Annotated in this window: 18 protein-coding genes; 7 read left to right on the top strand and 11 right to left on the bottom strand. The window is 60.5% G+C overall.

The window, feature by feature from the left end:
- The first annotated feature begins 25 nt into the window (after window positions 1-25).
- On the top strand, window positions 26-1,003 hold the full coding sequence (locus J3364_RS05405) for a zinc ABC transporter substrate-binding protein (protein WP_349557360.1): 978 nt from the start codon (window positions 26-28) through the stop codon (window positions 1,001-1,003).
- On the opposite strand, the gene J3364_RS05400 is transcribed toward J3364_RS05405, so the two are convergent.
- On the bottom strand, window positions 980-1,894 hold the full coding sequence (locus tag J3364_RS05400; RefSeq protein WP_349557358.1) for an AEC family transporter: 915 nt from the start codon (window positions 1,892-1,894) through the stop codon (window positions 980-982). The genes J3364_RS05405 and J3364_RS05400 overlap by 24 nt on opposite strands.
- Window positions 1,895-2,074: 180 nt before the next feature.
- On the opposite strand from J3364_RS05400, the gene dusA reads away from it, so the two are divergent.
- The 5 genes from dusA to J3364_RS05375 all read left to right on the top strand — a co-directional run bounded on the left by dusA (window position 2,075) and on the right by J3364_RS05375 (window position 6,672).
- Complete coding sequence (gene dusA, locus J3364_RS05395; RefSeq protein WP_349557356.1) at window positions 2,075-3,118, top strand: tRNA dihydrouridine(20/20a) synthase DusA; 1,044 nt, start codon at window positions 2,075-2,077, stop codon at window positions 3,116-3,118.
- A gap of 152 nt (window positions 3,119-3,270) precedes the next feature.
- Complete coding sequence (gene tal, locus J3364_RS05390; protein ID WP_349557354.1) at window positions 3,271-4,233, top strand: transaldolase; 963 nt, start codon at window positions 3,271-3,273, stop codon at window positions 4,231-4,233.
- Window position 4,234: 1 nt separating this feature from the next.
- Entirely contained in the window at window positions 4,235-4,690 is a 456-nt protein-coding gene (locus tag J3364_RS05385; RefSeq protein WP_349557352.1) for a tellurite resistance TerB family protein, read from the top strand.
- 10 nt (window positions 4,691-4,700) lie between these two features.
- Window positions 4,701-5,807 carry a 3-deoxy-7-phosphoheptulonate synthase gene (locus J3364_RS05380; RefSeq protein WP_349557350.1) on the top strand — a complete coding sequence of 369 codons (1,107 nt, stop codon included), beginning with the start codon at window positions 4,701-4,703 and terminating at the stop codon, window positions 5,805-5,807.
- Between the two features lie 70 nt (window positions 5,808-5,877).
- Complete coding sequence (locus J3364_RS05375) at window positions 5,878-6,672, top strand: glycerophosphodiester phosphodiesterase (RefSeq protein ID WP_203140680.1); 795 nt, start codon at window positions 5,878-5,880, stop codon at window positions 6,670-6,672.
- A gap of 79 nt (window positions 6,673-6,751) precedes the next feature.
- On the opposite strand, the gene sthA is transcribed toward J3364_RS05375, so the two are convergent.
- The 10 genes from sthA to J3364_RS05325 form a co-directional block, all read right to left on the bottom strand.
- Entirely contained in the window at window positions 6,752-8,143 is a 1,392-nt protein-coding gene (sthA, locus tag J3364_RS05370; RefSeq protein ID WP_349557348.1) for a Si-specific NAD(P)(+) transhydrogenase, read from the bottom strand.
- A gap of 288 nt (window positions 8,144-8,431) precedes the next feature.
- On the bottom strand, window positions 8,432-8,680 hold the full coding sequence (nqrM, locus tag J3364_RS05365) for a (Na+)-NQR maturation NqrM (protein WP_349557346.1): 249 nt from the start codon (window positions 8,678-8,680) through the stop codon (window positions 8,432-8,434).
- A 13-nt stretch (window positions 8,681-8,693) separates the two neighbouring features.
- A complete protein-coding gene (locus tag J3364_RS05360; RefSeq protein WP_349557344.1) occupies window positions 8,694-9,716 on the bottom strand; it encodes an FAD:protein FMN transferase in 1,023 nt (340 codons plus the stop codon).
- Between the two features lie 21 nt (window positions 9,717-9,737).
- Entirely contained in the window at window positions 9,738-10,964 is a 1,227-nt protein-coding gene (nqrF, locus tag J3364_RS05355) for an NADH:ubiquinone reductase (Na(+)-transporting) subunit F (RefSeq protein ID WP_123633288.1), read from the bottom strand.
- 38 nt (window positions 10,965-11,002) lie between these two features.
- The gene (gene nqrE, locus J3364_RS05350) at window positions 11,003-11,611 is read right to left on the bottom strand and encodes an NADH:ubiquinone reductase (Na(+)-transporting) subunit E (protein ID WP_123633287.1); all 609 of its coding nucleotides are present in this window, start codon (window positions 11,609-11,611) and stop codon (window positions 11,003-11,005) included.
- Window positions 11,611-12,276 (bottom strand): NADH:ubiquinone reductase (Na(+)-transporting) subunit D, encoded by a 666-nt coding sequence (locus J3364_RS05345; RefSeq protein ID WP_123633286.1) that lies wholly within the window; start codon window positions 12,274-12,276, stop codon window positions 11,611-11,613. The genes nqrE and J3364_RS05345 overlap by 1 nt, the downstream gene beginning before the upstream one ends.
- A gap of 2 nt (window positions 12,277-12,278) precedes the next feature.
- A complete protein-coding gene (locus tag J3364_RS05340; protein WP_123633285.1) occupies window positions 12,279-13,082 on the bottom strand; it encodes a Na(+)-translocating NADH-quinone reductase subunit C in 804 nt (267 codons plus the stop codon).
- Window positions 13,075-14,280, bottom strand: a complete 1,206-nt coding sequence (locus J3364_RS05335; RefSeq protein ID WP_349557341.1) for an NADH:ubiquinone reductase (Na(+)-transporting) subunit B — start codon at window positions 14,278-14,280, stop codon at window positions 13,075-13,077. Before J3364_RS05335 ends, J3364_RS05340 begins: the two co-directional genes overlap by 8 nt.
- Before the next feature lie 4 nt (window positions 14,281-14,284).
- Window positions 14,285-15,631, bottom strand: coding sequence for a Na(+)-translocating NADH-quinone reductase subunit A (locus tag J3364_RS05330; RefSeq protein WP_349557339.1), 1,347 nt, complete (start codon window positions 15,629-15,631; stop codon window positions 14,285-14,287).
- A gap of 411 nt (window positions 15,632-16,042) precedes the next feature.
- Window positions 16,043-17,500 (bottom strand): glyceraldehyde-3-phosphate dehydrogenase, encoded by a 1,458-nt coding sequence (locus tag J3364_RS05325; protein WP_349557467.1) that lies wholly within the window; start codon window positions 17,498-17,500, stop codon window positions 16,043-16,045.
- Between the two features lie 256 nt (window positions 17,501-17,756).
- Between J3364_RS05325 and mfd the strand changes: the two genes are divergently transcribed.
- Window positions 17,757-21,266 carry a transcription-repair coupling factor gene (gene mfd / locus J3364_RS05320; protein ID WP_502882476.1) on the top strand — a complete coding sequence of 1,170 codons (3,510 nt, stop codon included), beginning with the start codon at window positions 17,757-17,759 and terminating at the stop codon, window positions 21,264-21,266.
- The last annotated feature ends 17 nt before the right edge of the window (window positions 21,267-21,283 follow it).

Here is a 21,283-nt window from a genome sequence, read left to right as displayed (position 1 = left end):
AAATTCACCGAATGGACACTACGCCATGCGCCACTCCAAAACCCTGTTTGCCAGCGCCCTGACACTGGGACTGGCCATTCAGCCAATGGTCGCGCACGCCGCTGATACGCTGCGTGTCGTCACCACCATCCATCCGCTGAGCCTGCTGACCCGGGCCGTTGCTCCGGACAACATTGAAATCACCACGCTGGTTCCGGCCGGCGCCAGCCCGCACACCTATCAACTACGACCTTCTGATCGTCGTGCGCTGGCCAATGCCGATCTGATCCTGTGGGTCGGACCGCAGATGGAAACCTTCCTGGAAAAGTTGATGAGCGACCCGGCCCTCGCGCCCCGGGTCCAGGCGTTAACGCCTCCAAAGATCGCCGAAGCCACTCACGAACACCTGCACGAAGACGACGAACAGGACGGCGACCACGACGAACATGAACATGAACATGAGCATGAAGTTGAGCACGGGCATCATCACCATGGCGGCGTTGATCCGCATATCTGGCTCGACCCCACCATCGCGGCCACAATGGCCGAAACCATTCGCGACCGTCTGACCGCGATCGACCCGGACGATGCCGAGACCATCAACCAGCGCCTGAGCGCCTTCGAGCAGGCCTTAAAGCAGAAAGACGCCGACCTCAAGTCGCAGCTGTCGGACATGGATCGCGTGGACCTGTTTACCTACCACGACGCCTTCCGACGCTTTGCCGAGCACTATGGGCTACACGTCGCAGAAGCCCTGACCATCACCCCGGAGCAAACGCCGGGGGCCCGGCATCTGAGCGAGGTCCAGGAAAAGCTGGCGGCCGCTGACACCCCCTGCCTGCTTACCGAGCCCCAATTCAACCGGGACTGGTGGCACGGGCTGACCCAGAATGTGGATGTCACCATCACCACCTGGGATCCACTGGGCTCTGACGTCCCTGTGACGCAGGACGGCTACCTGAACTTCCAGCAGGCGCTGGCCGATTCGGTGCTCTCCTGCCTACCCGAGAAGGCCCAGCGTTAAGGGCATGATGAAGATGGCCAGCAGCGTCTGGCCACTGATGATCCCCGCCATCAGGGTGGCATCGCCACCCAGTTGGCGCGCCAGGATATAGGCGGACGAGGCCGTCGGCAGCGCCGCCAACAACACCACGACCTGCAGCAGCAGGCCCTCGACACCGACCAGCCAGGCCAGGCCGGCGGCAATAAAGGGAAACGCCACCAGCTTCAACGCCGTCGACACCAGGAATGGCATGGACGCACTGCGCATCCCCTTCAGTTGCAGGCCGGCACCCACCGTCAACAGCCCCAACGGCAACCCCATGCTGCTCAACGGCTCCAGGAAGCGCGCAAACACGGGATGGAAGCCAATCCCCAGGTAGCCCCACAAGGCTCCCGACACGGACCCGATGATCAACGGATTGGTGACGATCGTGCGGAACACTGAAGCCAGTTTTGGCCGGCCCTGCCCGACAACCACCGAAAACATCAGGATGCAGAGCAGATTCAGCATGGGCACATTGATGGCCACCGCGACAGCAAACAGCGACAGGCCATCGTCCCCCATCAACAGGCCCGCGGAGGCCAACCCGACAAACGTGTTGAACCGGATCGCCCCCTGGTAGACAGAGCTGAAGACCGGCCCCGGCCAGCGGGTAAACCACTGGATCACCGCCAGGATCAGCGTCATAGACAGCCCCATGCCCACGACGATCAGGGCCACATCGCCGTAGGCCGACGCCGGAATATGGGCGCTGCCAAGCTTGTACAGCAGCATGGGCGGGAACAGCACGTAATAGGTAAAGCGCTCGGCCATCGGCCAGAAGCCGTCGCCGGGGAACTGTATCCGGCGCAGGAACTGGCCCAACAGAATCAGACCAAACACCGGCACCAGGGCCTGAATCAGTACATCCACCGACGTTGCTCCTTGTTCATCGCAGGGGCACTCACGCCCAACCCATTGAAATCCAGAGCTTACCAGTTCGACGTACAGAAAGGGGTCAACGCCCATTGGCGATTGGCGGAATTTTGATTAGCGCGCCAACACGGTATAATCCGGCGCCCGAAGCAACCCCAACCGGCACAGGTCGATTTCATGTCAGCCATCCAGACCACAAGCAGCCACACCCTGACGACGCCAGCGCCGCTGAGTCGCCGCTTCAGCGTGGCGCCCATGATGGACTGGACGACCGCCGCGTACCGTTACTTTGCCCGGCTGATCTCGCGCCACACCCTGCTCTATACCGAGATGGTGACCACCGGCGCACTGATTCACGGGGACACGGCCCGCTTCCTGCGTCACGACGAGGCGGAATATCCGCTGGCCCTGCAACTGGGCGGCAGCAACCCCGGGGAGCTGGCTACCTGCGCCCGCCTGGCGGAAGATTACGGCTTCGATGAGGTCAACCTGAACGTCGGCTGCCCCAGCGACCGGGTGCAGAACAACATGATCGGCGCCTGCCTGATGGGCCACCCCCAGGTGGTTGCCGACGGCGTGGCCGCCATGCGCGAAGCGACGAACCTTCCGGTCACGGTCAAACACCGGATCGGCATCGATGGCCGCGAATCGTTCGATGAACTCTGTGAATTCGTCGAAACCGTCGCCGAGGCGGGTTGTGAAACGTTTATCGCACACGCCCGTATCGCCATCCTGGAAGGCCTGAGCCCCAAGGAAAACCGGGACATTCCGCCGCTCAAGTACGACTGGATCTACGCGCTCAAGCAGCGCTACCCCCAGCTCGAAATCATCATCAACGGCGGTATCAAGACGATGGACGCCTGCCACGAACACCTGCAGCACGTGGACGGTGTCATGCTGGGCCGTGAGGCCTATCAGAACCCCTGGCTGCTGGCGCAGGTGGACCCGGAGCTGTTTGGCACCGCAGCGCCCCACGCATCGCGCCATGACGTACTGCGCGCCATGCTGCCCTACATCCAGTCCGAGCTGGATCGCGGTGTCTTCCTGACCCACATCAGCCGCCACATCATGGGGCTGTTCCACGGCTGCAAGGGCGGACGCCAGTTCCGCCGCCACCTGAGCGAAAACGCCCATCAACGCGGCGCCGGCCTGGAGGTTGTCGAGCAGGCCATGGCCAAGGTGCCCGAGACGTCGCCCGTGGTCGAAGCGGCCACCGCCTGAGTCGACCCACGTCCTTTCATGACAGCCCTGTAAAGCGCGCGGAGAACGCTTGTTCCCTTGTGGGCAGATCGCTATTGTAGATCTGTAGGCCGCAGGACAGGCGGCCACCGTTGTCTACACGCCATCCACGCGCATCAGGACGATTTGCACCCATGAGTAAACTCGAACAGCTCAAGACCATGACCACCGTCGTTGCCGATACCGGCGATCTGGACGCGATTGCCCAGTGGCGGCCGGTGGATGCCACCACCAATCCGTCCCTGCTGCTGAAGGCAGCCGATCTGCCGGCCTATCGGCCCATGCTTGATGCCGCCATCAACTTCTCGCAGGGGCAGTCCGGCTCCGATTCCGAGCAGTTGGGCATGGCCACGGACTATCTGGCGGTATTGGCCGGTCAAAAGATCCTGGAGCTGATTCCCGGCGTGGTCTCCACCGAAGTGGACGCCCGCCTCTCGTTCGACACGGAAGGCACGGTTCGCAAGGCGCGCCGACTGGTCGAGCTGTATAACAGCATCGGCGTGCCCACCGAGCGCGTGCTGATCAAGATCGCGTCGACCTGGGAAGGCATCCGCGCCGCAGAAATCCTGGAGAAGGAAGGCATCCGCTGCAACCTGACACTGCTCTTCTCCTTCGCCCAGGCCGCCGCCTGCGCCGATGCCGGAGCATTCCTGATTTCCCCGTTCGTGGGCCGCATCCTGGACTGGAATCTGAAGCAATCCGGCCGCAGCAGCTACGAGCCGCACGAAGATCCTGGCGTCCTGTCCGTCTCCCGGATCTATAATTACTTTAAGGGTCATGGCTACGACACCGTCGTGATGGGCGCGAGCTTCCGTAACACCGGTGAAATCGAGCATCTGTCAGGCTGTGACCGGCTGACCATCAGCCCGGCCCTGCTCGAGGCCCTGCAGAATGACACAGGTGAACTGCCGCGTAGGCTGTCACCGGAGACAACAGGTAAGGTGGAGTCACGCATCAGCCTGGACGAGAACGCGTTTCGCTGGCTGATGAACGAAGACGCCATGGCCACGGAGAAACTGGCCGAAGGTATCCGTAAATTCGCTGCCGACCAGGTTGAGCTGGAACAACGGGTTCGGCAGATAGCCCAGGCAGCCTGAGATGATCGATGTACTGAAGAAGCTGTTCTCCGGAGAAGACAACACCATCCCGGAGCAAAACGATCCCCGGCAGTTGGCCATCGCCGCCACCGCGCTGATGGTCCAACTGTCACGGGTTGACCAGTCGGAAGACCAGTCCGAGAGGGACACCATCATCGACTGCGCCATCCGCACCCAGTCCATCACCCGGGAAGAGGCCACCACCATCCTGGCCAACGCCCGTGCCGACGCCGAAGACGCCACGTCACTCTATGAGTTCACGGAAAAGCTCAACGCCAACCTGGACCAGGCCGGCAAGGCCGAGATACTCGAGAACATCTGGCGCGTCGCCTTTGCGGACGGCCGCATCGACAAATACGAAGAACACATGATTCGGCGTGTGGCCGAGCTGCTGCACCTGAACCATCGCGAATACATGGAATGCCGGCACCGCGCTGAAATCGCCATGTCATCCTGAAGGAGTCGCCATGCTCGCCATCCTGCACCCGGACACGCCACTCGACAGCGACGCCTACCGGCACACGCTGCAGTTCCTGGAAAACCTGCCGGGCGTCTCCGTACGGGTTCACGAAATCCAGGGGGCCCAGCAGAAGCTGACCGAAGTCTACCTGCTCGGCGACACCAAGTCGCTGGATAAGGACGAAATCGCGGCCCTGCCCGCCGTAGAGCGGGTGATCCGCATCTCTGACGATTACCGGATCCTTGGGCGACACCGGGACGACCGGCGCCAGACCGGTTTCACCTACAACGGCGTGCATTTCGACCAGGATAACCTGAACGTGTTTGCCGGCCTGTGTGCCGTGGACACCCCGGAGCACGTGGAGATCATGATGCGGGCGCTGGCCGAGCACAACCAGCCCTGCACCCGGATGGGCGCCTACAAGCCGCGCACCAACCCCTATTCGTTCCAGGGGCATGGCAAAGGCTGCCTGCCCTATGTGTTCGAGACCGCTGGCAAGCACGGTATCCGGGTGATCGCCATGGAAATCACCCATGAGAGCCACATCGAGGAAATCGACGAGTGCCTCGAAAAGCTGGGGCGGCCGACCGGCGTCATGTTGCAGGTGGGCACCCGCAACACCCAGAATTTCGAGCTGCTCAAGGCCATCGGCCGCCAGAAGGACTACCCGGTCCTGCTCAAGCGTGGCTTCGGGATCACGCTCAACGAGTCGCTCAACGCGGCGGAGTATCTCGCCAGCGAGGGCAACGCCAATGTCATCTTCTGCCTGCGCGGCATGAAGACGGAAGCGGGCCAGCCCCATCGCAACATGGTCGACTTCGCCCATGTGCCCACGGTGAAACGTCTGACCCGGATGCCTGTCTGCATCGACCCGTCCCACTCGGTGGGCACCCGTGATCGAGCACCGGACGGCATTCCCGAAGTGATGCATGCGACGGCACAGGGTGTCATTGCCGGCGCCAACATGGTGTTGGTGGACTTTCACCCCAAACCGGAAAAAGCGCTGGTGGACGGGCCTCAGGCGCTTGTAATGGATGAATTGCCCGCTTATCTGGAAGACGTGGCCCAGTGTCACGAGCTATGGAAAAAACGCCGCACTCTCTACCAGGCGTGAACCGTCTCCTTGCTACAGGCGGACGACGGGCCGCAATGGAATCGGCCTATTTGTCAGGGGAAAAGAACACATGATTATTTACGGCCATCGTGGCGCCAAGGGCGAAGCCCCCGAAAACACGTTACCCGGCTTCAGGCATGCCTACGGCAACGGCATCCGCCACTTCGAACTCGACGTCCTGCTGTCTGCCAACGGCGAGCCGGTGGTTATCCATGACACGACCACCGACCGTACGACCGGCGTCAGCGGCCGTGTCGGCGACATGACCGCCGAGGCGCTGAAAAAACTCGATGCCCGCAAGAACACCACGCCCTGGCCGAACAGCTGTGGCGTCCCAAGCTTGCAGGACGTGTTGAACACCTGCCCGGACTTCCGGCACATGCAGTTCGAGGTGAAGACCGATCAGCGTCAGCGCATGAATATCCTGTGCAACCGGCTGGCCGAACTGATCCAGAAAAATCACTGGTACGACCGGGCGGCGCTGACATCATCCGACACCTGGTTCCTGCGGGAAGCCAAGCGGCGTGACCGCAAGCTGCGCACGGGCCTGGTCTTCGATAAGCGTTTTCCCAATCCCGTGAAAAGCGCCACGCGGCTGGGTTGCGACTACCTGTGTCTGAGTGCGCGCCTGTGCTCGGAGGCGGTGGTCCAGTCTGCCCACAAGGCGGGACTTCACGTGTCGGTGTGGACCGTCAACCGGATTCACGACATGCTGGAGCTGGAGAAAATGGGCGTGGACAGCATCATTACCGACTACCCCACCAGCACTCTGGTGTATTTCGAAAACCGGCCAAACATTCTTGCCAATCGTTTACCACACCGGACAGAGAAAGATCCGGAAACGCTGGCAGGCAGCACTACGTAGGTGCATCGCTAACTTTGTTTGGTGAAACGACAAGGCGGGAAAGACAGGGCCGACGACAGATCTGCCGCCGGCCCCCGGATCAGAATATCCGGTTCAGGCCATTCAGGGCCGCCACCCGGTAGGCTTCCGCCATGGTCGGGTAGTTGAAGGTGGTATTGATGAAGTAGTTCAAGGAGTTGGCCTCCCCTTTCTGGTTCATGATGGCCTGGCCGATATGCACGATTTCCGCCGCCTGGTCACCAAAGCAGTGAATGCCGAGAATCTCACGGGTTTCCCGGTGAAACAGGATCTTGAGCATGCCCACCGCTTCCCCGGTAATCTGCGCCCGGGCCAAATCCTTGAAGAACGCCTGCCCCACATCGTAAGGCACCTTGGCTTCGGTCAGCTCCCGCTCGGTGGGCCCCACGGAACTGATCTCCGGAATCGTGTAAATCCCGGTCGGCACATCCCGGACAAACCGGAAATACTCATCGCCCATCAGGTCCGATGACGCCGAACGTCCCTGATCGTATGCCGCACTGGCCAGGCTGGGCCAACCAATCACGTCCCCTACAGCGTAGATATGGAGGATCGATGTCCGGTAATGCTCATCCACCGAGAGCTGGCCACGACCGTTGGGTTCCAGACCAATGTTCTCCAGCGCCAGTTTGTCGGTGTTGCCGGTCCGGCCGTTACACCACAGGAATGCGTCCGCACGAATCTTCTTGCCGGACTTGAGCGTCAGCACCACGCCGTGGTCATCCCCGTCCACCGACTCGTACGTCTCGTTGTGACGAACCAGGACACCGTTATTGCGCAGGTGATAACTCAGCGCGTCGGAAATCTCGTCATCCAGGAAAGTCAGCAGGCGATTGCCCGGATTGATCAGATCCACCTTGACGCCTAGGCCGGCGAAAATGGATGCGTATTCGCTGCCGATTACGCCTGCACCGTAGATGATCAGCGTCCGCGGTGTATGGGACAGCTTGAGAATGGAGTCGCTGTTGTAAATCCGGTGGTGGCGGAAATTCACGTCGGGCGGCAGGTAAGGACGGGAGCCCGTGGCGATGACCACTGACTTGGCGTTCAGGATTTCCTCTGCCTTGCCCCCACGCACCTCGATACGATGCTCATCGAGGAAGGAGGCACGGCCGTTGAACAGATCGACGCGATTTCGGGCGTAGAATTCGGTGCGCAGTTTGACCTGCTTGCCCATCACCTTTTCTGCATTCTGCAGGACCCGCGGAAAGGAGAACCAACGCGGCTCGCCGATATCCCGGAACATCACATTGGTGTTGAAGGTGATGATCTGCTTGACCGCATGACGCAGCGCTTTGGAAGGAATCGTGCCCCAGTGGGTACAGTTACCGCCGACCGTCGGCTTATCCTCGACGATTGCAACCCGCTTGCTGTGCTTGGCCGCATTCATCGCTGCCCCTTCGCCGGATGGACCGGCCCCGATGACAACGACGTCGTAGTGATGTTCTGCCATACCCGCAGTGACTCCTTCTATTCGCCATGAATTCACAGAGACCGTCACACATCACGTCATCAACTGTCACCGCTCAACGAGCCATGACCGTCAAAGATCCGCAATGATCGGTGTCTCTGAATACTGAATGATGATTCTCAGGGCAGCCCGTCTCAAAGAAAAGACGGACAAACACCACTTGCAGGCGCTGTCCGCAACCGCCCTACCCGACGAACAGCCCCGGGGAATCCGTCCGGCTAACCCTTGGCGCCTTTTCGGCCGCGCCAGTCAGGCTACCGGACGGTGATGTCAGCGGGATTGCTGCTCGGACGCGTCGTACGCCAATGCGTCAGCCTTGCCAGCCGCACCGGCGGTACGCTCGTTCTCTTCTTCGCACTTATTGCGGTCGCCACCGCAGATTTCGCAGGCACCGTCGATACCCATGGCGCCGAGGCCACCGCAGGTACCGCTGATCGGCTTGCGACCCATGATGACGCCGATGGACATGCCGGCCAGGAGGATACCGAAGATGACCAGAACCAGTAGAAATGTGCCCATGACGCAACCTCCGTCAATCCAATAGGTATGAGGAAAAAGCCGGGGTGTACTTCGTCTCGAACCCGTCATCGCCTCTATAGATAAAGTATGCGGCGATGTCGTGCTTGACTGCAAACGTGTAGCCCTTGTCCTGCCCCATCACATTGAGCGCCGTAGCCATGGCATCGGCGCTCATGCAGTTGTCGGTAATTACCGAAACCGAGGCCAGCTTGTGGCTGATCGGGTGTCCGGTCGCCGGATCGATGGTGTGGGAATAGCGATGGCCATCCACCTCGAAATAGTTGCGATAGTCACCGGATGTGGCCATGGCCAGGTCTTCGAGGGCCACGATGCGTTGCACCGTCTGCGTCTGGGACACCGGCTTCTCGATCGCCAGCCGCCAGACATCCCCATCCGGCTTGCGGCCCCGGGTATCCACCTCGCCGCCGATTTCCACCAGATAGGCTTCAACGCCCTGCTTGTCCAGATAGCGCCCGACCGCGTCGACGCCGTAACCCTTGGCGATCGCCGACAGGTCCAGATAGAGCGGATAATCCGAGCGGATCGCCTTGTTGGGCGTATCCCGCATCTGCAGCTTGTCATAGCCCACTTCGGACATGCGCTGTGCCAGCAGATCCTCATCCGGAATAGTTTCCGGCCGTGCCTCGGGACCAAAGCCCCACAGGTTGACCACCGGACCAATCGTAATATCGAAAGCACCGTTGCTCAGATCGCTGACGCGGTGGGATTCCTGCAGCACTTCGTAGAAATTGTCGGACACCGGGAACCACTGACTCTTGTCCGCCTGCTCGTTGAATCGCGACAGTTCGGAATCATCACGCCAGGTCGACATGGACGCATCCACGCCATCCAGCACCTTGTTGATTCCGGCAGACAATTGCTCGAGCCGATCCTTGTCGTCGTTCAGGACGACCTTGATGTGGTAGCTGGTACCAAAGACCGGACCGCTGAGTTCCCAGACTTCTTTATCAGGCTTAAACGAACAGCCCGCCAGGGCGACGCTGCAAAGCAGCGCCACCAAGGCGGGCCAAATCATGCGGAATTTCATGCAGCGAACTTAGCCCCCGAAGTCGTCCAGCATGATGTTCTCGTCTTCCACGCCCAGGTCTTTCAACATCTTGATGACCGAAGCGTTCATGATGGGGGGCCCACACATGTAGTACTCACAATCCTCAGGTGCGGGGTGGTCCTTGAGGTAGTTCTCGTACAGCACGTTATGGATAAAGCCCGTCGGGCCTTCCCAGTTGTCTGTCGGCAGAGCGTCGGAAAGGGCCACGTGCCACTCGAAGTTGTCGTTTTCCTCGGCCAGCTGGTCGAAGTCCTCGACGTAGAACATCTCGCGGACACTCCGGGCGCCGTACCAGAAGCTGATCTTCCGGTCGGTGTTCAGGCGTTTGAGCTGGTCGAAGATGTGCGACCGCATCGGTGCCATACCGGCGCCGCCGCCGATGAAGACCATCTCCGCATCGGTCTTCTTCGCGAAGAACTCACCAAAGGGACCGAAGACCGTGACCTTGTCACCCGGCTTCAGATTGAAGACGAAGGTGGACATCAGGCCCGGCGGATGATCGGAGCCCGGGGGTGGTGTGGCGATCCGGATGTTAAACTTGAGAACGCCCTTCTCTTCCGGGTAGTTGGCCATCGAGTAGGCGCGAACCACCTCTTCCTTGTTGACCGCCTTATAGCGCCAGATGTCGTGCTTGTCCCAGTCCTCGTGGAACTCTTCCTCGACGTCGAAGTTCTTGAAGTCGATTTCGTACGGAGGACATTCCAGCTGCACGTAGCCGCCAGCGCGGAAGTCGACTTCCTCGCCTTCCGGCAACTTCAGGACCAGCTCCTTGATGAACGTGGCCACGTTGTGGTTGGACACCACTTCGCATTCCCACTTCTTGACGCCGAAGAACTCTTCCGGCACCTCGATCTTCATGTCCTGCTTGACCGGCACCTGACAGGACAGACGCCAGCCTTCACGTTCCTCGCGGTTGGTGAAGTGCGTCTTCTCGGTCGGCAGCATGGAGCCGCCACCGTCGAACACCTTGCACTTGCACTGCGCACAGGTACCACCGCCGCCACAGGCGGAGGACAGGAAAATGCCGTTGCCGGCCAGCGTGCCGAGCAGCTTACCGCCGGCTTCCGTCTTCAGGGTGTGTTCGGGATCATCGTTGATCTCGATGGTCACGTCGCCGGTGCTCACCAGCTTGGACCGTGCTGCCAGGATCACCGCCACCAGTGCAAGCACGATGACGGTAAACATGACCACGCCGAGAATAATTTCAGTATTCATGGTCTCGCCTTAATCCTTGTTATCCGTTACCGGGTGATTTACAGGGAAATACCGGAAAACGACATGAAGCCCAGTGACATCAGGCCTACCGTAATAAAGGTAATGCCCAGGCCACGCAGACCTTCGGGAACGTCGCTGTACTTCAGTTTTTCACGGATACCGGCCAGTGCCACGATGGCCAGGGCCCAGCCCAGACCGGCACCAAAGCCGTAAACCACACTCTCGCCGAAGGTGTAATCCCGCTCGACCATGAACAGGGAGGCACCCATGATGGCGCAGTTAACGGTGATCAGCGGAAGGAACACGCCCAGCGCGGCATACAGCGCCGGAATGTACTTGTCGAGGATCATCTCCATGATCTGAACAATCGCCGCGATCACGCCGATGTAGGTCAGCAGCCCCAGGAAGCTCAGGTCCACGTCCGGCAGACCCGCCCAGGCCAAGGCACCCTCACGTAACACGTCGTTGTAGATCAGGTTGTTGACCGGCACGGTCAGGGTCAGCACGGCCACAACCGCAATACCCAGGCCGATGGCCGCTTCGATCTTCTTGGAGATCGCCAGGAAGGTACACATCCCCAGGAAGAAGGCCAACGCCATGTTCTCAACAAAGACGGCCTTCAGGATCAGACTGATATAGTGTTCCATCAGAAGGCCTCCTTGGTGGTTTGCCGGGACAGACGGTAATCAGGCTCTTCCACCTGGTCACTCTTCCAGGAACGCAGCCCCCAGATCGACAGGCCGATGATGAAGAACGCGCTCGGCGGCAGCAACAACAGGCCATTCGGCACGTACCAGCCACCGTCGTTCACGACCGGCAGGATGGTGACGCCGAACAGTGAGCCGGAGCCCAGCAGTTCGCGCACAAAGGCCAGTACGATCAACATCACGGAATAGCCCAGGCCGTTACCGATCCCGTCCAGGAAGCTGAGCCAGGGGCCGTTCTGCATGGCAAAGCCTTCCGCGCGGCCCATCACGATGCAGTTGGTGATGATCAGGCCGACGAAGACCGACAGCTGCTTACTGATCTCATAGGCGTAGGCCCGCAGGATCTGGTCCACCACGATAACCAGCGAGGCGATGATGGTCATTTGCACAATGATCCGGATGCTGTTCGGGATCTGCGAACGCACCACGGAGACAAAGAGGTTGGAGAAAGCAGTAACGGCAATCACCGAGATACACATGACCATGGTCACGCTCAGGCTGCTCGTTACGGCCAGCGCCGAACAGATACCGAGGATCTGCAGGGCGATCGGGTTGTTATTGAAAATCGGTTCGAACAGAACCTTTTTTGCAGTCACTTCCGCCACGATCAGACCTCCCCTTCACGAAGCTTTTTGAGGTAGGGCGCAAAACCACGCTCGCTCATCCAGAAATTCACCAGGTGCTGAACACCCCGGCTGGTCAGCGTCGCACCGGACAGGGCATCCACTTTGTGCTCCTTGTCCTTGGCGTTGGGACCGACCCCACCTTTAACCAACTGGATCTGCGGTTCTTCCAGATCCGGGCCGTAGACCTGCTTGCCTACCCACAGGGCTTTCCACTTGGGATTATCGACTTCGCCGCCGAGTCCCGGTGTTTCCGCCTGCTGATAGAAGCCGAGGCCCTCGATGGTGTTGGCGTCGCCCTCAAGCGACACGAAGCCATACAGCGTGGACCAGAGGCCGTAACCATGGATCGGCAGCACCACACGCTTGAGCTTGCCGTCCTCTTTCAGCACAAACACCTTGGCAATGTCCGCCTGACGCTTGATGCCGGCGATGTCCTCTGAAGAGGACAGCGACTCGGACATATCCGGGTCAGACGCCGCCTTGTACTGGTCGTACTTCATCGGGTCTTTCAGGCCCAACGACGACGGGTCGACATAGGTCCCAGAATCCAGATCAACCAGTTTCACGTCAAATTTCTGGAACTGCTCTTCGATCTCCTGCGGCGTAGTGCCCGGCTCAAGCATGCCGGCGGCCGCAAGGATGTTGGTTTTCATATCGAGATTACGGTTCGTCACCTGGGCCGGCTTGAGCAGGACCGCCGCGGAAGACACCACGACGGAACACACGATACACAGCGCCAGGGCTACGATAACCGTACGGGTAACGGTTTCCTTCTTTTTAGCCACGGGCGAGCCTCCGTTTGATGTTGGCCTGCACGACGAAATGATCCATCAGCGGCGCAAACAGGTTAGCGAACAGAATGGCGAGCATGATGCCTTCCGGGAAGGCCGGGTTGACCACGCGGATGAGCACGGTCATCAGGCCGACCAGGATCCCGAAGGTCCACTTGCCGGTGTTGGTCATCGCCGAGGAGACCGGATCTGTCGCCATAAACATCATGCCGAAAGCAAAACCACCCATCACCAGGTGCCAGTGAGCCGGCACCGCAAACATCGGGTTGGTGTCCGAACCGACGGCGTTAAGCAGCAGTGACGTACCGATCATGCCAATCATGACGCCACCGACAATGCGGTAGGAGGCAATCTTCATGATCAGCAGGATGCCGCCGCCAATCAGGATGGCCAGCGTGGAGGTTTCGCCCATGGAGCCCTGGATGGTGCCCAGGAACGCCGACATCCAGGAGACGGAGTGCTGAACCGCTTCAATACCGCCTGCGGCAGCCAGACTCAGCGGCGTCGCACCGGAGAAGCCGTCGACAGCCGTCCACACGGTGTCACCGGAGATTTGCGCCGGGTAGGCGAAGTAAAGGAAAGCGCGACCGGTCAGGGCCGGGTTCAGGAAGTTCTTGCCGGTACCCCCGAACACTTCCTTGCCAATCACCACACCGAAGGTGATGCCCAGGGCCACCTGCCACAACGGGATCGTCGGCGGGCAGATCAGGGCAAACAGGATCGACGTGACGAAGAAGCCTTCGTTCACCTCATGGCGGCGAACCGTGGCAAACAGCACTTCCCAGAACCCACCGACCACGAAGGTCACGAAGTAGACCGGGATAAAGTAAGCCGCACCGTAAACCAGGTTGTCCCAGATGGAGCCGGGATCGTTACCGGCCAGCGCCGAGATAAAGGCCGTACGCAGGCCGCCGTCGCCCATCATGGCGTCGGGGTTGCCCGCCAGGAAGGTGTTGGCCTGATAGCCGATGTTCCACATGCCGAAGAACATGGCCGGCCAGACACAGAACCAGACCGTGATCATGATGCGCTTCAGGTCGACACCATCGCGCACGTGGGACGTTGTGGACGTCACCGACGGCGGCGTATAGAAAATGGTGTCGACGGCTTCGTACAGCGCGTACCAGCGCTCGTACTTGCCACCTTTTTCAAAGTGGTGCTCGATACCGTGGAGAAACTCTTTCAATGCCATGTCGTTAGCCCTCGATCTCGATGCGGGTCAGGTTTTGACGCAGGATGGGGCCGTACTCGTACTTGCCGGGACAGACGAAGGTGCACAGGGCCAGGTCTTCTTCGTCGAGCTCGAGGCAACCCAGCTTCTGGGCCATCTCGGTATCGCCCACGATCAGCGAGCGCAGCAACTGCGTCGGCAGGATGTCCAGCGGCATGACTTCCTCATAGGAGCCTACCGGGACCATGGCACGCTCACTGCCGTTGGTCGTCGTCGTGAAATCGAACAGGCGACCCCTGGTGAGCTTCGACAGATAGATGTTCAGCGTGGAGAACTTGCGGGTACCCGGCGACAGCCAGCCCATGAACTCGCGCTTGTCACCCTCTTCCAGGATGGTGATCTGGTTGGCAAAACGCCCCAGGTAGGCGCAGGGACCACGGCCTGTCCGACCACCGAACACGGAGCCGGAAATCACACGTTCCTCGCCGGTAGCGTCGTATTCACCGGCCAGCAGTTCGTCCAGGCTCGCACCGATCTGGGTGCGCAGCAGACGCGGCTTGGAGGCCTTGGGCCCAGCCACGGCCACGACACGCTCGGTCGGGACTTCGCCGGTCTGGAACAGGCGCGCGATCGCCATCACGTCCTGGTAACCGATGGACCAGACCACCTTGTCGCCTGCGATCGGATCGAGGAAATGAATATGGGTACCGACGTTGCCCGCCGGATGCACGCCGTCAAACTGCTGGACCTCGAACGCGTCGTCTTTGGGCACCGGCACATCGGCACCGGGCTTGCCGCAGACGAACACCTTGCCATTGGTCAGCTTGCTGATGATGCGCAGCCCGTTCTCGAAGGCGTCGGGATCGTCCTTGATGATGACCGTCGGGTCTGCAGCCAGCGGATTGGTGTCCATGACGGACACGAAAATGGAGTGAGGCGCGCTGTCGATCTCGGGCACCTTGCTGTAAGGACGGGTGCGGAACAGCGTCCAGAGGCCCGACTCCACCAGGTTGTCGACCACCTGCTGGCGTTCCAGCGAACCCAGCTGCGAACTCTCGTAACGCGCGAAGGTTTCAGCCTCGTCCCCGTCGATCTCAATCACGACCGACTGGAAAACGCGACGCTCGCCGCGGTTGACTTCCTTCACCACGCCAGCAGCCGGAGAAGTATAGCGCACGCCTTCGGTCTTCTTATCCGTAAACAGTAGCGAGCCGCGCTTCACGCGATCCCCCTCCTGAACCGCCATGGTCGGCTTCATACCGTTGTAGTCAAAGCCGATCAACGCCACATTGCGCACCGGCTTACTGTCGGTAATCGTCTGTTCAGGAGCGCCACTGATGGGAAGATCCAGGCCTTTTTTGATCTTGATCATTTAGCCCCGTCCAATCATCAGAAACTTAAAATATGGATTTGTAACGCCTGGAAAAAACTCCGGATCCGCCGCAAATGACGCGAGAAGCGCCCGGACCAGTGATATCAAGCACCTGGAAGGGTCCCGGTGATTGTTGGAGGAGTGAAGTTTAGACAGCCAGACGTACCCAAAATCGCGCCAATTATAGAGAGTCACACGACTATTTTCCACCTGGGCGGCCTCTACTTTACGCGTAGAAACAATATAATCAGTGGTTTATGAAGCTTCCGAATTATTACCATAGCCAACAAGTGTCATAGACACCAAACCCGCTTTCCAGACAAACAAAAACGCCCCGATGCCTATCGACATCGGGGCGTTTGACCTGACGCGCTGACCGAAGCCGCCGTCAGAACTGTCCTTCCCGCGGCTTCAACGTACCCGCGCCGGGAAGATCGGGTAGGTGACACCCGCCATCTGGTTGACACAGCGCACCACCTGCGCGCTGTAGCCGAACTCGTTGTCGTACCAGACGTAAAGGATCAGGCGACGACCGCTGGCAATCGTCGCCTGGGCGTCAACCACACCTGCGTGACGAGAGCCGACAAAGTCAGTGGACACCACCTCCGGCGAGTTCACGAAGTCGATCTGCTTCTGCAGTTCGGAGTGCAGCGCCATTTCCCGCAGGTAGTCGTTGGCGGAATCCACGGTGACGTCTTTATCCAGGTTCAGGTTCAGGATCGCCATGGACACGTTCGGCGTCGGTACGCGGATGGCATTACCGCTCAGCTTGCCCTTGAGTTCCGGCAGCGCTTTGGCAACCGCTTTCGCAGCACCGGTTTCGGTAATGACCATGTTCAGCGGCGCGCTGCGACCACGGCGTGAGCCCTTGTGGTAGTTATCGATCAGGTTCTGGTCGTTGGTGTAGGAGTGCACGGTCTCCACGTGGCCGTCAACGATGCCGAATTCGTCGTGAATCGCCTTCAGGACCGGCGTGATGGCATTGGTGGTGCAGGACGCGGCAGACAGGATGCGGTCGTCGGCCGTAATATCGCCGTTGTTGATGCCGTAGACGATGTTCTTGATGTTTCCCTTGCCCGGCGCGGTGAGGATCACGCGGCTCGCGCCCTTGGACTTGAGGTGCAGCCCCAGGCCTTCCTCGTCGCGCCATTTACCGGTGTTGTCGATGATAATGGCGTTGTTGATGCCGTACTCGGTGTAGTCCAGCTTGTCCGGGCCATCGGAGTAGATCACCTTGATGAAGTTACCGTTGGCGATCAGCGCGCAGTTTTCCTCATCCACGGTGATGGTGCCATTGAACGGGCCGTGGACGGAATCGCGGCGCAGCAGGCTGGCACGCTTCTCCAGGTCGTTCTCAGCGCCACCCTGACGCACGACGATGGCACGCAGGCGCAGGTTGTTACCGCCACCGGCTTTTTCGATCAGGATACGGGCCAGCAGGCGACCGATCCGACCAAAACCGTACAGGACCACGTCCTTGGTTTCGTTGTGGGCGTTCTCGTCGCAATCGGCAGCGTACTTGCCGACTACTTCCGCCACTTCGTCCTTCAGGAACTGTTCGAGAGACCGGTCGCCGCCCTGCTCCTTGAAGCGCACGGCCAGCTTGCCGATGTCGATGTGGGCCCGGCCCAGTTCCAGCTTGTCCAGGGCTTCGAGGATCGGCAGGGTGTCGTGGACGGACAGCTCGCTGTCTTCAACCTGACGCACAAAACGGTGAGCCTTGAGAATGCCGATCACGGACTGGTTTATGATCGCTCTGCCGTAAATGGACGTAACGACATTGTTCTTGCGGTACAGGCGGCCGATCAGGGGAATCATCGCCTCCGCCATGGATTCTCTTTCAGTCCAGGCGGACAGGTGCTCGTTCATCTGCTCGTGACTCACGCGTAAACCTCTACTTTTTTGCACGGTAATGGCGGCCGCAATGCCGGGCGCCTCGAGTAATTTGGGCGCATATTATCCAATGTAAGGAACCGCCGAACAAGCCCAAGCAGGCCAGTCTGAGTGACGGTGCCATGACAGTCCGGTAACCGGCGGCTAGAATGGCACTCCCCTATCAAACCGGGTTGCTCTGCTCACTTGAAGCGGCGGACCTCCCCAAGCCAGCCAGGACGTGACACGCACCATGACACAAGCCGTTGCCAGCCCCAGCCTCCTTGCTCCCGAGATGCCGACCCAGCCGGCCAGCCATGAGATCTGGAGCGGCCTGCACGGCAGCGGGCAGGCCCTGGCCATTTGCGAAGGCTCGCGGCGGCACGACGGCCTGACCCTGGTGATCACCGCCAGCACGGATGAGGCGATCCGCCTGGAGCAATCGCTACGCTTCTTCCTGGGCCTGCCGGCGGATGAAAATGCCGAAGCCGTCGCCGACGACGGCTTTGAACTGCTGTCGCTGCCGGATTGGGAAACCCTGCCCTACGACATGTTTTCGCCGCACCAGGACATCATTTCCCGGCGTATCCGCACACTGCACCGGCTGCCCCGGGCCCAACGCGGGCTTCTGGTCGTGCCGGCCCGTACGCTGCTGCATCGGCTGGCCCCGGCGTCTTACCTGCAGGGCAACACGCTGCTGCTGGAAATCGGCCAGACCCTGGATATCGACCGCTGGCGCCAGCAGCTGGAAGCTGCCGGCTACCGTCACACCGAGAACGTCTACGAGCACGGCGAATACGCGGTGCGCGGCGCCATCCTGGATATTTTCCCCATGGGCGCCAGCCAGCCCTACCGGATCGACCTGTTCGACGACGAAATCGAAACCCTGCGCACCTTCGACCCGGAAACCCAGCGCTCCGTCGAGCAGATCGAGCGGATCGAATTGTTGCCGGCCAACGAATTCCCCTGGCACAAGGAAGCGCGCTCCAGCTTCCGCAACCGCTGGTTTGAGCATTTTCCGCATGCGGACAAGGATGCGCCCATCTATAAGGATGTGAGTCAGGGCATCACACCGCCAGGCATCGAGTACTATCTGCCGCTGTTCTTCGAGGAAACGGCAACGCTGTTCGACTACCTGCCGGACAACACCCGTGTCTTCACCTCCGCCGGGCTCGAACCGGCGCTGGACCACGCCCGGCAGGAGGCAGAGGCGCGCTATGAGGATCGGCGCTACGATCGTTTTCGCCCGATTCTCGAGCCCGCCCAGCTGTTCATGGCCAAGGACGAGTGCTTCGGCCACATCAAACAGTTCCCACGGGTCACCCTCCAGACCGAAACGGCCGATGCCGGTGCCCGGGAACGCCATTGCGATACCCGCGCTATTACCAACGTGTCCATGGACGGCAAGGCCCACGACCCGGCCCATCGCCTGAAAGACTTCCTGTCGGCATTCGGGGGACGAACCCTGTTGTGCGTGGAATCCGCCGGCCGCCGGGAGGCCCTGGCGGACAACCTGTCCGACTACGACCTGCATCCGGAAACGCTGACGGACTGGCCGTCTTTCGTGACCGGCGAAGCGCCCCTGGCCATCACCATCGCGCCACTGGACGCCGGCTGCCTGCTGGCCCAACCCGGCCTGGCCCTGATCACCGAAACCGAATTGTTTGGCGAGCGCGTGCTGCAGCAGCGGCGCCGGGAGAAACCGACGGAGATCAACGACTCGGGCTACCGCGACCTGTCAGAGCTGCGCATAGGCGCCCCGGTCGTACACATCGACCATGGCGTCGGGCGCTACCAGGGGCTTCAGACCATCGCCGTGGACAAGGAGACGGCCGAAGAATTCCTGACCCTCGAGTACGCCAACAACGCCAAGCTCTATGTGCCGGTCTCCAGCCTGCACCTGATTTCCCGCTACGCCGGCGCCGAAAACGAGCTGGCCCCGCTGCACAAGCTGGGCACCGACCGCTGGAGCCAGGCCAAGCAGAAGGCCCTGGAAAAAATCCGCGACACGGCCGCAGAACTGCTCGATGTCTACGCCCGGCGCGAGGCCCGCAAGGGCTTCGTCTTCGACAACCCGGCCGAGAGTTATCGCAGCTTTGTCGCCGGGTTCCCGTTCGAAGAGACGCCGGACCAGCAGGCCGCCATTGAAGCCGTCATCGAGGATATGACCAGCGAACGACCGATGGACCGGCTGGTGTGCGGCGACGTGGGCTTCGGCAAGACGGAAGTCGCCATGCGGGCGGCGTTCATGGCCACCTATTCCGGCAAACAGGTGGCCGTCCTGGTGCCGACTACCCTGCTCGCCCAGCAGCATTACGAATCCTTCCGGGACCGCTTTGCGGATACGCCAGTCAACGTCGAACTGCTGAGCCGCTTCCGCACAGGCAAGCAGGCCAGCCAGACCATGACCAACATCGAATCCGGCAAGGCGGACATCGTGATCGGCACCCACAAACTCCTGCAGGGGGATGTTCATTTCAAGAACCTGGGGCTGGTGATCATCGATGAGGAGCACCGTTTCGGCGTCCAGCAGAAAGAACGGCTCAAGGCGCTGCGCGCCGAGGTGGATCTGCTGACACTGACCGCCACGCCGATTCCCCGGACGCTGAACATGGCCATGGGCCACCTCCGCGACCTGTCCATCATCGCCACGCCACCAGCCCGGCGCCTGTCGGTGAAGACCTTTGTCCGCCAGCGCGAAGACGCCCTGATCAAGGAAGCGATCCTGCGGGAAATTCTGCGGGGTGGTCAGGTGTATTTCCTGCACAACGAAGTCAGCACCATTGAGAAGATGGCGTCGGATCTGCGCGAACTGATTCCCGAGGCCCGCGTGGGCGTGGCGCACGGCCAGATGCGCGAGCGCGAGCTTGAGCAGATCATGTCCGACTTCTACCACAAGCGTTTCAACGTGCTGGTGTGCACCACCATCATCGAGACCGGCATCGACATCCCCAGCGCGAACACCATCATCATCGAGCGCGCAGACAAGTTCGGTCTCGCCCAACTGCACCAGCTGCGCGGTCGCGTCGGACGCTCCCACCACCAGGCCTACGCCTACCTGCTCACGCCCCCGCCCAAAAGCATGAGCAGCGATGCGGAAAAGCGTCTGGAGGCCATTTCCATGGCCCAGGACCTGGGCGCCGGTTTTATGCTGGCCACGCAGGATCTGGAGATCCGGGGCGCCGGCGAACTGCTGGGCGAGGAACAAAGCGGGCAGATCGAGACGATCGGCTTTACCCTTTACATGGAGCTGCTGGATGAGGCGGTCAAAGCGATCCGCGAAGGTCGCACGCCCAATGCGGAATTACCATTAAGTCATGGCACCGAGATCAATTTGCGCATTCCGGCACTGATTCCCGACGACTATCTGCCCGACGTCCACAACCGCCTGATGCTCTACAAACGCATCGCCAGCACGCGAACCCAGGACGAGCTGAAAGAGCTGCAGGTGGAGATGATCGACCGCTTCGGATTGCTGCCGGACCCGGCCAAGAACCTGATGCGCCAGTCCCAGTTGCGCATCCGGGCCGAGAAACTCGGCATCGCCAAGATTGATGCCGGCAGCGAATGGGGCCGGCTGGAGTTTGGCAACCAGACACCGGTCGATCCCTTAATTCTTGTCCAGAAAGTCCAGAGCGCGCCGCAATCCTATAGACTGGAGGGCGCGAACACCTTCCGCTTCAGGCTGAAGGACACAACGACCGATGGTAAACTTGCCGGCGTCGCGGACATGCTCGGGGAGCTCGAGAAAGCGCCCGCGTGATCCATCGCCGCCTTTGG

The organism is Marinobacter sp. NFXS9, from assembly GCF_040148665.1.
Classification (GTDB): domain Bacteria; phylum Pseudomonadota; class Gammaproteobacteria; order Pseudomonadales; family Oleiphilaceae; genus Marinobacter_A; species Marinobacter_A mangrovi.
Note: the sequence above shows the minus strand (reverse complement) of the source record. Positions and strands in the feature narration are given on the sequence as shown.

Coding starts and splice junctions, on each gene's coding strand:
- J3364_RS05375 (WP_203140680.1), top strand. CDS start 5,878: ATGATTATTTACGGCCATCGTGGCGCCAAGGGCGAAGCCCCCGAAAAC.
- J3364_RS05335 (WP_349557341.1), bottom strand. CDS start 14,280: ATGGCATTGAAAGAGTTTCTCCACGGTATCGAGCACCACTTTGAAAAA.
- J3364_RS05330 (WP_349557339.1), bottom strand. CDS start 15,631: ATGATCAAGATCAAAAAAGGCCTGGATCTTCCCATCAGTGGCGCTCCT.
- J3364_RS05380 (WP_349557350.1), top strand. CDS start 4,701: ATGCTCGCCATCCTGCACCCGGACACGCCACTCGACAGCGACGCCTAC.
- nqrF (WP_123633288.1), bottom strand. CDS start 10,964: ATGAATACTGAAATTATTCTCGGCGTGGTCATGTTTACCGTCATCGTG.
- nqrE (WP_123633287.1), bottom strand. CDS start 11,611: ATGGAACACTATATCAGTCTGATCCTGAAGGCCGTCTTTGTTGAGAAC.
- tal (WP_349557354.1), top strand. CDS start 3,271: ATGAGTAAACTCGAACAGCTCAAGACCATGACCACCGTCGTTGCCGAT.
- J3364_RS05385 (WP_349557352.1), top strand. CDS start 4,235: ATGATCGATGTACTGAAGAAGCTGTTCTCCGGAGAAGACAACACCATC.
- J3364_RS05360 (WP_349557344.1), bottom strand. CDS start 9,716: ATGATTTGGCCCGCCTTGGTGGCGCTGCTTTGCAGCGTCGCCCTGGCG.
- J3364_RS05325 (WP_349557467.1), bottom strand. CDS start 17,500: ATGAACGAGCACCTGTCCGCCTGGACTGAAAGAGAATCCATGGCGGAG.
- mfd (WP_502882476.1), top strand. CDS start 17,757: ATGACACAAGCCGTTGCCAGCCCCAGCCTCCTTGCTCCCGAGATGCCG.
- nqrM (WP_349557346.1), bottom strand. CDS start 8,680: ATGGGCACATTTCTACTGGTTCTGGTCATCTTCGGTATCCTCCTGGCC.
- sthA (WP_349557348.1), bottom strand. CDS start 8,143: ATGGCAGAACATCACTACGACGTCGTTGTCATCGGGGCCGGTCCATCC.
- J3364_RS05405 (WP_349557360.1), top strand. CDS start 26: ATGCGCCACTCCAAAACCCTGTTTGCCAGCGCCCTGACACTGGGACTG.
- dusA (WP_349557356.1), top strand. CDS start 2,075: ATGTCAGCCATCCAGACCACAAGCAGCCACACCCTGACGACGCCAGCG.